This is a genomic window from Priestia sp. JNUCC 25 (assembly GCF_053667915.1).
Map to the genome: position 1 here is coordinate 1,106,166 of NZ_CM132211.1, position 10,868 is coordinate 1,117,033.

The following is a 10,868-nucleotide window of genomic DNA, read 5'->3' on the forward strand; positions in this document are numbered from 1 at the left end:
TTATTCATGTCAGATTTTAAACAATTAACGACATATAATTTTAAAGAACGTTAATATATTATGGGTCTTTAGAATTATATTTATATAGATATAATAACCTATTCGTGTTATTTCTTACGAAGTTTAGAGATACTAATAACTTTATATTAGCAACGATGGAAACGATATCAAATATTTTTTTAGCAAGTTCGGAAAAATTAAGATTTTTTCATATAAACAAGTCTGTTGGCTCAAGAAAATATAAGATATTATTGGTAAAATTTTAAATAGATAATTTTGGTCAATACCCTATACATTTACATTTATTTTATGACGTTAATATTACATTGTTATAATTTTGAAATATATTTACTATAATTTTAATGAGTAATATGACCTGTTTGAATGATAAAAAGGATATTAAAGACACACAAAACTGGTATTCGGGGTATTTCGACAAAAACAGACATTGAACCTATAAAAAAGCTATGCTAGTATTGATAATGTTTTTATAGGACTTTTGAAGGACGGTGAAGTTGAGCGTGATAGATATACATTGTCATATATTACCTAGTGTTGATGATGGTGCAAAAGATATAGCATCGAGCATTGAAATGGCTAAACAAGCAATCTCACAAGGGATTCATACTATTGTCGCTACACCTCATCATCAGAATGGAAAATACATAAATGAAAAAGCAAGCATTGAGCAGCAGGTAGGCTTATTAAATCAAGTGTTGGAAGAACGGGAGTTGCCTCTAACCATTTTACCCGGTCAAGAGTCGCGTATCTTTGGAGAAATGGTGGAGGAATATCGTGCTAGCCGAGTTCTTACGCTAAACAATACAGGTAAATATATATTCGTAGAGTTTCCATCTAGTCAAGTGCCACGATATACAGAACAACTTTTATTTAATCTTCAGTCAGAAGGGCTTACACCCATTATTGTACATCCAGAGCGAAACAGCCGTTTAATTGAAGAACCTGATCTTCTATATAATTTTGTTAGCCGAGGGGCATTAACACAATTAACCGCTTCTAGTCTAGCGGGTGATTTCGGTAAGAAAATTAAAAAGTTTTCTCACCAATTGATTGAAGCTCAACTAACTCATTTTATTGCTTCAGATGCTCATAATGTAACTGGAAGGTCTTTCAGGATACAAGAAGCGTTAAGCATAGTAGAAAGAGAGTACGGCATCGACTTAGTTTATCAATTTAACGAAAATGCAGTATGCGTGGTAGAAGGGAAAACTTGTTTTATAGAGCCACCAGAACGAATTCAGCGCAAGAAATTTTTAGGGATATTTTAGTCAAGGTATGTTAAAGCTTCTTACAAGTTTGTTAATTGTTTAGATTATATCGTTTATTATTCAATATTAGAAATGAAATAGTAAGGTAATGTCTCCTAACCTTTATCAATGGAGATACTCGATTGTACTGTGGGTGATAGACACCTTAGACGCTTGTCGTCAAAAGTACGGTGTGAGGGTGGGTTAGATGCCCAATTTTATTAAATAAATACTTACGATAAAGTTACTGTTAGTAACTTTATCGTAAGTATTTATTCTACTATTACATAATTAAATAATAAAGAAGAAAGAGGTATAGAAAGTATGAAGAAAATACGTAAAGCTATAATACCCGCAGCCGGTTTAGGAACCCGCTTCTTACCAGCCACAAAGGCAATGCCAAAGGAAATGCTGCCAATCGTTGATCAACCTACTATTCAGTACATAGTGGAAGAAGCAATTGAGTCTGGTATTGAAGATATTATTATTGTAACGGGCAAAGGAAAACGAGCGATTGAAGATCATTTTGATTATGCACCAGAGTTAGAAAATAATTTAGTAGAAAAAGAGAAGTTTGAATTATTAGAAAAAGTTCGTCAATCTTCAAACGTAGAAATTCATTATATTCGACAAAAAGAACCAAAAGGGTTGGGCCATGCTGTATGGTGTGCTCGTAAATTTATTGGAAATGAACCATTTGCTGTGTTATTAGGCGATGACATTGTCCAAGCTGAAACGCCTTGTTTAAGACAGTTAATGGATGAGTATGAAAACACATTATCTTCTGTAATTGGCGTTCAAACTGTAGCGGATGAACAAACGCACCGTTATGGAATTGTAGACCCAATTTCGAAAGAAGGAAGACGCTATCAAGTAAATACATTTGTTGAAAAGCCAGCAGCAGGTACTGCACCTTCTAATTTAGCAATTATGGGACGCTATGTATTTACACCGGAAATTTTCATGTTCTTAGAACAGCAAGAGGTAGGTGCAGGCGGCGAAATTCAATTAACGGATGCGATTCAAAAGTTGAATGAAATTCAGCGTGTTTTTGCTTATGATTTTAAAGGTACGCGTTACGATGTTGGAGAGAAATTGGGTTTCATTCAAACCACACTAGAATTTGCACTGCAACATGAAGAAATGAGAGATGAATTGCTGGAAGTGATGACTTCTATTATTGAACGAGAAAGTAAGAAAAAAGTGAATATTAATTAATCATACTACGGTGGAAAGGGGATTAAACATTGTCAGAAATGGTAGAAAATAAAGCTGTTTCAGATACATCTGTTGCTAGACAATATCCAAATGTAATAGTAAATAATAGTATGTCGTTTCAATTTGCCAAAAGAACCCTAGATATAGTGCTTACTATTGTGGGGTTAATGCTTCTTTCAATAGTTTTCTTAATAATTTCCATAGCGATAAAGATTGAAGATCCTAAGGGGCCTGTTTTGTTTTCACAAAAAAGGATCGGCAAAGACGGTAAAGAATTTAATATGTATAAGTTTCGCTCAATGGTTACAGATGCTGAAGCGAAGCTCCAGGAACTATTGAAACATAACGAAACAAGCGGCGCTATGTTTAAAATGAAAAATGATCCTCGTGTAACTAAAGTAGGAAGATTTATAAGAAAGACCAGTATTGATGAATTGCCTCAGTTGTTTAATGTGTTGAAAGGCGATATGAGCTTAGTTGGTCCTAGACCACCTTTACCTAGGGAAGTTGCAGAATATAATGAATATCACAAACAGCGTTTACTTGTAACTCCGGGCTGTACAGGTATGTGGCAAGTGGGAGGCAGAAGTAATATTGGATTTGAAGAAATGGTTGAATTAGATTTGTATTACATAGCAAATCAAAGCAATCTGTTAGATTGTAAAATAATATTAAAAACATTTAAAGTACTTTTTGGCTCCAATGATGCTTTTTAAATGTTAATGAGTATATAAGGTGAAAATAAATGAATTCTTTAACTATGTTTATAAAAGAACGTAATAAAACAGTACTTATTCTATTTAGTGTTTTGATAAGCATCTTTCTTGTTGCTTTTTTATCATTTGTTGCTTATAAAAATTTTTTAATCGGAGTAGGTATGTTTGCTGTTATTTTGTTAGGCTCAATCATGCTCTTTTTACTCAATTTCTCAGGTATTAAAAAGACATTAATTATTTTATTCTTTTTTACTCTAGCTTTTAATATCGAATTTCCTTTGTATCCATTTAATGGAGGATTTTCTGCAAGTCACCCGGGTGGATTAAGAGGAGCTTTAGTTATCAATCAGTTTTTTCTAATACTTCTTGCTTTATTTCCGGTCTTTTTAAAAGAAGTTACAGATAAGCATTTAGCTTCACACAGACAATTAAGCTCTCTAGAAATTGTATTGTTTGTATCATTTACATTGGTTTCAATTATCTCCTTTTTCTTTGCGGATAATAAACCAGCAGCATCTTACACTGTTGTAAGGTTAATATTTATGACGCTTTTTGTATTTATGATGCTTAAATTAAATTTTTCTTCTATATGGGACTTCTTTTTAAAAGGGGTTATTTTACTTTTGCCAGTACAATTTGGAATTGGAATTACTCAATATATTACTGGTCAATATGCAGGCTTCCGTATACTTGGAGAAAGTAAAAACCCATTTCGGGCAGAAACTGTATTTGGTGCAGCCGAAAAAGGTTTAAGTGGTACGCTTGGGCACCCTGGTATATTAGGTGCTTTTTTAACGCTTGTAATGCCTTTTCTTCTTTTATATTATTTGAATTCAGAAAAGAAAACAAAGATCAGAAGTAGTTTAGTGTTTTTCTCAATTTTGCTTTGTGCATCGTTAATCATATTAACAAATGCAAGAACGTCAATTGTAATTATGTTAGCAACTTTCTTTCTGGGATTTGTAGGAACATCCATTATTCGGTATAGAACGGATGAGCCTGCAAATAAGCTGCTGTGGTATCTATCTATTTTTACGTTGGCCATTTTAACATTCGTCTTTGTATTTTCAGATGCTTTGATAGAGAGATTTGGAGACTCAGATTTATTATATCAAGCGAGCTATAGAGGCAATTTAAGTGTTATCAGCTGGAGTATTATAACTGATAATTTTAAGAACTTCTTTTTAGGAGTAGGCCCTAATAATTATACAGATACAGTAGCGACAATGGGAAGCGGGTTTGCGTATACTCAGCCCGTTCACAATATGTATTTATTATTATTTGCTGAAGGCGGTATCTTTTTTGCTTTGTGTTATGTGAGTCTATTGGGGACTGTGTTATTTAAAATGACAACAGTAATTGTTCAAAAAGGTAAACATTCATACTATGCATTAGCAGTAGCCATAAGTATAATCAACATCTTTCTTTATAACTTTACTGGCTGGGCAAATAATAACAATCAAAGTTTTATTTTATTTGTGATAATTTGTATATTCTCTATAAAAATTTATGAAGAACATAAACAAACAAGGTTGGGACAGTTATGACTTTAGGAACTAATTTTTTAAGTGTTGTTGATAGAGGCAGTGAAATTACTCTTGTAGGTTATTATGGTATGGACAATTTTGGCGATGACCTTATGTTAAAGAGTTTGTTAGATGAATTCGGAAAGCATGATTTGAGAGTCAATATTTTAGCTTATCGAGAGGTGAGCTGGTTATTAACAGAAGCCTACCCTAATGTGAAAGTCTGGATTTGGCCTGATTCCAAGCTCGGGAAATTTCAGCTCTTTAAAAAAGCTTCCCAAAACAGCAAAGCAGTTTTTTGGGGCGGGGGCACCTGCTTTACGGATGAAGATGGAGACGGATATTTCAAGTACATGCTTTATGCAAAACTATTAGGCAAAAAAGTTGGCTATTTAGGGGTAGGAATTGGTAATCTTAGCAAGACTTCGAGATTATTTAAGACTAAAAAGCTCATTAACATTTCAAGCATTTTAACGTTTAGAGATAAAACATCGTTAAAGAAAGCTTTAAATTGGAAAAAGAAATCATCAAAAGCATCAATTGAGCTAGTAGAAGATCCTGCAAATCAAACGTTAGAGGTATTGGCGAGTTCTTTGCCAGTGCAAACAAATAATAATAGTCTTGTATTAGCATGGCGTGACTTAAGCGACTACTCGAATACTACAATAGGTTCTGAATTATTGCCTGTATCAGAAATGGCTATTAAATTATGTGAAGCTCACGAAATGAATAGAATTGTAATTATGGATACTGATTCGGTAAGAGATAAAGAGCTGAGTATCTCTTTAAAAGACAGCATTGAAAAGCTTAATAGCAATATATCTGTTGAGTACAATGACTGTACAAACTATGAAGAGAAGCTTGCAGTAATAAATGAAAGTAAAGTAGTTTTCACTTCTAGGTTGCACGTAGCTGTAGCAGCTAAGTATTTAAATAAAGAATGTTTTGTATATAATTATTCTCCTAAGATTAGTTATTTTGTTCAAGAGGAAGGCAATAATAAAATTCAGCTGATTGATAAAGACTTAACTATCAAATCGGCTTAATTGGAGTTTTTTAGATGTCATTAAAGAAAAAGTTAGCTAGTAGCAAAAATAAAAATATCCTAGATATCTCTGTTCTATGGATATCCCAATTCGGGGCTGTGGGCATAGCCTTTTTCACCCAATTATTATTAGCACGTATATTAAAAGTAGAAGATTACGGTTCGTTTACTTCAGCTATTAATATTGTAACTATTCTAGGAGGGGCAGCTGCCTTTGGAGCTGGATCGAATTGGTTGCGAGCCTTTGGAGTTGAGGGATGGAAGGCACATAGATGGGTAAGGCCTACAATTAAAATTAATCTAATAATTGCAAGTATCGTTATCATCGGGCTACTAGTTTCTACGTACTATATGTCTGTATCAGATTCAACGAAAATCCTTACAATTATATTTATTTCAATTTTATTGTCTTTAACTTTTTCGACTGCCGCTGAGGCTGTATATCAATTGGAAGAAAAATATCAAAAACTTTCTTTGCTAAAGTTTTCTGTTCAGGGCTTGAGATTTTTAGTAGTACTCGCTGCTTCTTTTATTGGTGCAAACCTGTTATTCATTGGAATAGGTTATGCATTAGGTGCTTTTATATTAATTTATGTTTATTTTAGAATAATAAGAAGATTATATAAGCGAAAAGTAGAATTGAAAGGACATGCGCCATATGGAAATCGGACCATAAATGATAAAACTAGTACGAAAACAGCGTTTAAGTATTTATTACCCTATGGTTCAACAATTGTCTTTTATTCTATTTACTTTCAAAGCAATATATTTATTATAGGTCTAATGAGCGGAGAAGAAAGTGTTGCACTATATAATGTAGCCTTTACTATACTGAATGTCATTTATCTGTTTCCTACCACTTTTTATCAAAGTTATCTAATTCCTAAAGTTCATAGATGGGGAGAAAACAATGAAGAAAAAATGGCATTGTTATTTAAGCAAGGAAGTAAGATTGTTTTAACAATTGGGGTTATTATTATGCTTGCAGTTGCAGGCTGTGCTTCATTTGTCGTTCCATTGTTATTTGGAGAACGTTATGCAGAAGCGAGTTTAATATTGATGCTTTTATCGATAACGATTCCATTTAGGTTACTTTGTAATAACCTTGGCAGTATTTTAGTGACAGAAAAACATGTGGTGAAAAAAGCATATTATCAAATGACAGGTGCAATAGTAAGTATTGTTTTAAATGTTATTTTCATAAATCTTTGGGGGGTTTATGGAGCAGCTTTTGCGACAATCATTACAGAATTCATTGTTATGATTTTATTTATAATAGGTGTAAATTCCTATGTGCCAGCGATTAAGAACCATAAATGGAAGAATACTAAGAAATTCACCAACCTACTGTTAGTTACAACATTATTAGTTATCTATTATTTTTATGTTTTGTCTAATAATGTAACTGCCTTTGGATTCTTTATACCAATTGTAGTAATTGGTATATTTTTAATCTATTCACTAGTTAAATTAATAAAAAATGATTTAATTGTTTCAGTTAAAAAACTTCTACTTTAAATTTAAAGTAGAAGTTTTATTGTCAACGAAAAGATTTAGGGAGAAGTGAGACTTATGAAAAAGATTCTTTTCATCACAAACCTCATTCCTTACCCGTTAGATAATGGTGGGAAGATAAAAAGCTATAATACAATCGTAGCTTTATCAAAAATTTACAATATTGATTTACTTTGCTTTGCTAACTCACAGGATGAGTTAAAACATGTAGATGCTTTAAAAAATATTACCGATAACGTAGATGTCGTTGTTAAAACTTTAGTTAGAAGCTCCTCTAAATCAGCTTTTATAAAAGATTATGCAAGCAGTCTTTTTAGTGCATGGCCTTATAGTATTAATAAGTTTTATGATAATCGCTTTAAAGAGTATTTGTTAACTTACATAAAGAAGAATACCTATGATTTTATTTACGTTGATCATTTGCCGATGATGGTATATAACAAACATTTTAATGATATTCCCATATTACTAGATCAGCACAATGTAGAAAGCTTAATCTTTAAGCGTTTTATAGAAACAGAAAGCAGCCCTGTGAAAAAGATACTAGGGTCTTATGAATACTCAAAATTAAAAAAATTCGAAATTCAATCTATGCATGAATCATCTCAGATTATTTGCTTAAGTAAAAACGATCAGCAGGAGTTTCATGAATTTGGAGTTTCAACAGAAAAGCTTTCAGTTTTACCAATTCATATAAAATTAAATAAAAGGTATGAACCTAAAAAGCATGAAGGTGGAAAATTTAAACTATTATTTTTAGGGTCCATGTCATGGTATCCCAATCAAAATGGCTTGAAATGGTTTATGGAAAATGTATGGCCAAAGTTAAATCATTCTGAGTATGAACTTTACATTGTGGGAAGTAAGCCTCCTGCTTTTATTCAGTCCTATCATAATGGAGAAAATGTCTTTGTAACTGGCTATGTAGATGATGTAGATGAATATATCGAGTTATGTGATATCAGCATTGTCCCTCTTTTTGTAGGAAGCGGGCAACGTGTGAAAATTATTGAATCTTTCGCAAAAGGTATACCTGTAATTTCTACGTCAATTGGTGCGGAGGGACTTATCTGGGAGAATGGAAAAGAAATATTAATAGCAGATGATAGTAGTGAGTTTATAAATAAATTAAATACTATAAAGTCTAATCCAAATATGTTAAAAGATTTATCAGTAAATGCCATGAATACATTTGAAACACACTATTCATCTGATAAGTTACCGAGAAAAATAGAGAAAATTATACAAAGAATGGATATAAAAGGATGAGTGTATTGACAACTAATCAAGTTAAATTATTTGATATTAATTTTGATAATTTAACCATGCTAGAAGCTATTAATAGAATTGAAGACACAGTTGAAATTAATAAAAAAAATAACCAATATAGTTATGTTGTTACTCCAAATGTTGATCATATTGTAAATACTTATAAGAATGAAAAATTCAAACAAGTGTACGATAATGCAGACTTAATTTTAGTAGATGGGATGCCTATCGTACAAGCGTCTAGAGCGCTAAAGTCGGAATTGAAAGAAAAAGTATCCGGTTCAGATCTAACTCCAGAATTATTTAAATTAGCCCAAAAAAAACAGTTTAAAGTTTTTATTTTTGGTTCTAGAGAAGGTGTAGCAGATTTAGCTATACAAAAAATTCAAAAAGAGTTTAATTATGATTTTCCAATTAAGGGTTTTTCACCACCTTTTGGATTTGAAAAAGATCCTATTGTACTGCAAGAATGCATACAGAAAATCTTAGATTACCAACCTGATATGTTATTAGTGTCTTTAGGTTCTCCAAAAGGAGAATTTTTCATTTATAATCATCTATCAGAACTAAAGGTACCTGTCTCTTTACAGATAGGTGCTTCAATTGATTTTATTGCTGGTACTGTAAAAAGAGCACCTGTATGGATGCAAAAGTCCAGTCTAGAATGGTTTTATCGTTTTATCAAAGAACCTAAACGCATGTTTAGAAGATACTTTATAAATGACAGTTTATTTTTTAAGATTTTTATTCAAGAATATGTTGCGAAGAAAAGAGGGAATTAAATGAAAACGATACTTTTATCAGGTGGTTCAGGAAAAAGACTATGGCCTTTATCAAATGATGCTAGATCTAAACAATTTTTAAAAGTGTTAGAAGATGATAATCAAGAATTACAATCTATGGTACAACGTGTTTGGAAACAGTTAGAAAATGTTGAGTTAGCTGATTCGGCAGTATTAGCTACTAGTAAATCACAAGTGGACATGATTCATAGTCAATTAGATAACAAAGCTGATTTAATTGTAGAACCTTGTCGTCGAGATACTTTTCCAGCTATCGCTTTAGCTGCTACATATTTATATAGTGTACAAGACACGGGGCTAGAAGAAGTAGTAGCTGTTTTACCTGTAGATCCTTATGTGGAGAATCGCTTTTTTAACCGTGTAAAAGACTTAGAAAAAGCTGTACATGATAGCGATGCTCAACTTGCATTGATAGGAGTAAAACCGACTTATCCTTCAGCTAAATATGGCTATATTGTACCAGCAAATAGCGAAGGTAATAATGAGTATTTGCCAGTAAGTCGTTTTACAGAAAAACCATCCGAAGATAAAGCAGCAACCCTTATCGAACAAGGTGCACTGTGGAATTGCGGTGTATTTGCGTTTAAATTAGGTTATGTCATTTCAATCTTAGAAGAAAAAGGCTTGCCAATTCAATATGATGAGTTGTTAAAACAGTATGAAGGGCTTCCTAAAATCAGTTTTGACTATGAGGTAGTAGAGAAAGCAGAAAAAATCGTTGTTCTTCCATACGATGGATACTGGAAAGACTTAGGTACTTGGAATACATTAACAGAAGAAATGGCAACAAGCCAAATTGGTAAAGGTGTTATTAGTGAGGACAGTACAAATATTCATTTAATTAATGAATTAGATATTCCAGTTACCGTGTTGGGGGCTTCTAATTTAGTTGTAGCATCTAGTCCAGATGGCATCTTAGTCTCTGATAAAGAAGCTAGTCCAAGAATTAAAGAACTAGTGGGAGAATTTGATAATCGTCCTATGTATGAAGAGCGTCGTTGGGGATGGTATCGAGTATTAGATTATACGAAGTTTGAACAAGGAAAAGAAGTCTTAACAAAGCGAATTGGCGTAGATGCCGGTAAAAACTTAAGTTATCAATTACATGATTATCGTGATGAAGTATGGACTATTATCAAAGGCGAAGGAGAGTTTATCTTAAATGATAAGCTTAGCACTGTGAAACCTGGCGATGTTCTTCGAATTCAATCAGGAGACAAGCATGCTATAAAAGCCAATACTGATTTGGAAATCATTGAAGTTCAAACGGGGTCACAATTAATTGAAGAAGATATTGTCCGCTTATTCATGACTTGGGAAGAAATAACTGAACATGTATTGAGTTTGAAGAAGGCCTAATTATCCTCAAGAAAGAGTAGGTATTGTTAATCCTACTCTTTCTTTGGTTTATCATTTAACTCCAGCATGTTCTATAACTTATAAAGTTGAAAATTCAGTTATGAATTTAAATAAGATTATACATACATTTTAGCAAACAGTATTAGAGG

Annotated in this window: 9 protein-coding genes; all 9 read left to right on the plus strand. The window is 32.5% G+C overall.

The window, feature by feature from the left end; genetic code table 11:
• Nucleotides 1-521: 521 nt before the first annotated feature.
• The 9 genes from JNUCC25_RS05690 to JNUCC25_RS05730 all read left to right on the plus strand — a co-directional run bounded on the left by JNUCC25_RS05690 (nucleotide 522) and on the right by JNUCC25_RS05730 (nucleotide 10,719).
• A complete protein-coding gene (locus tag JNUCC25_RS05690) occupies nucleotides 522-1,289 on the plus strand; it encodes a tyrosine-protein phosphatase (protein WP_207371941.1) in 768 nt (255 codons plus the stop codon).
• 303 nt (nucleotides 1,290-1,592) lie between these two features.
• The gene (gene galU, locus JNUCC25_RS05695) at nucleotides 1,593-2,486 is read left to right on the plus strand and encodes a UTP--glucose-1-phosphate uridylyltransferase GalU (protein WP_034263780.1); all 894 of its coding nucleotides are present in this window, start codon (nucleotides 1,593-1,595) and stop codon (nucleotides 2,484-2,486) included.
• Between the two features lie 38 nt (nucleotides 2,487-2,524).
• Complete coding sequence (locus JNUCC25_RS05700) at nucleotides 2,525-3,202, plus strand: sugar transferase (protein ID WP_207372084.1); 678 nt, start codon at nucleotides 2,525-2,527, stop codon at nucleotides 3,200-3,202.
• Between the two features lie 29 nt (nucleotides 3,203-3,231).
• Complete coding sequence (locus JNUCC25_RS05705) at nucleotides 3,232-4,749, plus strand: O-antigen ligase family protein (protein WP_207371942.1); 1,518 nt, start codon at nucleotides 3,232-3,234, stop codon at nucleotides 4,747-4,749.
• Nucleotides 4,746-5,774 carry a polysaccharide pyruvyl transferase family protein gene (locus tag JNUCC25_RS05710; RefSeq protein WP_207371943.1) on the plus strand — a complete coding sequence of 343 codons (1,029 nt, stop codon included), beginning with the start codon at nucleotides 4,746-4,748 and terminating at the stop codon, nucleotides 5,772-5,774. The genes JNUCC25_RS05705 and JNUCC25_RS05710 overlap by 4 nt, the downstream gene beginning before the upstream one ends.
• Before the next feature lie 14 nt (nucleotides 5,775-5,788).
• On the plus strand, nucleotides 5,789-7,291 hold the full coding sequence (locus JNUCC25_RS05715) for an oligosaccharide flippase family protein (RefSeq protein ID WP_207371944.1): 1,503 nt from the start codon (nucleotides 5,789-5,791) through the stop codon (nucleotides 7,289-7,291).
• 54 nt (nucleotides 7,292-7,345) lie between these two features.
• Nucleotides 7,346-8,557: a glycosyltransferase gene (locus JNUCC25_RS05720; RefSeq protein ID WP_207371945.1), complete on the plus strand. Its 1,212-nt coding sequence runs from the start codon at nucleotides 7,346-7,348 to the stop codon at nucleotides 8,555-8,557.
• Nucleotides 8,558-8,562: 5 nt separating this feature from the next.
• Nucleotides 8,563-9,339, plus strand: coding sequence for a WecB/TagA/CpsF family glycosyltransferase (locus JNUCC25_RS05725; RefSeq protein WP_242647183.1), 777 nt, complete (start codon nucleotides 8,563-8,565; stop codon nucleotides 9,337-9,339).
• Entirely contained in the window at nucleotides 9,340-10,719 is a 1,380-nt protein-coding gene (locus tag JNUCC25_RS05730; protein WP_207371946.1) for a sugar phosphate nucleotidyltransferase, read from the plus strand.
• Nucleotides 10,720-10,868: the final 149 nt, after the last annotated feature.

What these genes read in the sequence shown, in the direction of transcription:
- JNUCC25_RS05705 (WP_207371942.1), top strand. Translation starts at nt 3,232, where the DNA reads ATGAATTCTTTAACTATGTTTATAAAAGAACGTAATAAAACAGTACTT.
- JNUCC25_RS05710 (WP_207371943.1), top strand. Translation starts at nt 4,746, where the DNA reads ATGACTTTAGGAACTAATTTTTTAAGTGTTGTTGATAGAGGCAGTGAA.
- JNUCC25_RS05700 (WP_207372084.1), top strand. Translation starts at nt 2,525, where the DNA reads ATGGTAGAAAATAAAGCTGTTTCAGATACATCTGTTGCTAGACAATAT.
- JNUCC25_RS05715 (WP_207371944.1), top strand. Translation starts at nt 5,789, where the DNA reads ATGTCATTAAAGAAAAAGTTAGCTAGTAGCAAAAATAAAAATATCCTA.
- JNUCC25_RS05730 (WP_207371946.1), top strand. Translation starts at nt 9,340, where the DNA reads ATGAAAACGATACTTTTATCAGGTGGTTCAGGAAAAAGACTATGGCCT.
- galU (WP_034263780.1), top strand. Translation starts at nt 1,593, where the DNA reads ATGAAGAAAATACGTAAAGCTATAATACCCGCAGCCGGTTTAGGAACC.
- JNUCC25_RS05720 (WP_207371945.1), top strand. Translation starts at nt 7,346, where the DNA reads ATGAAAAAGATTCTTTTCATCACAAACCTCATTCCTTACCCGTTAGAT.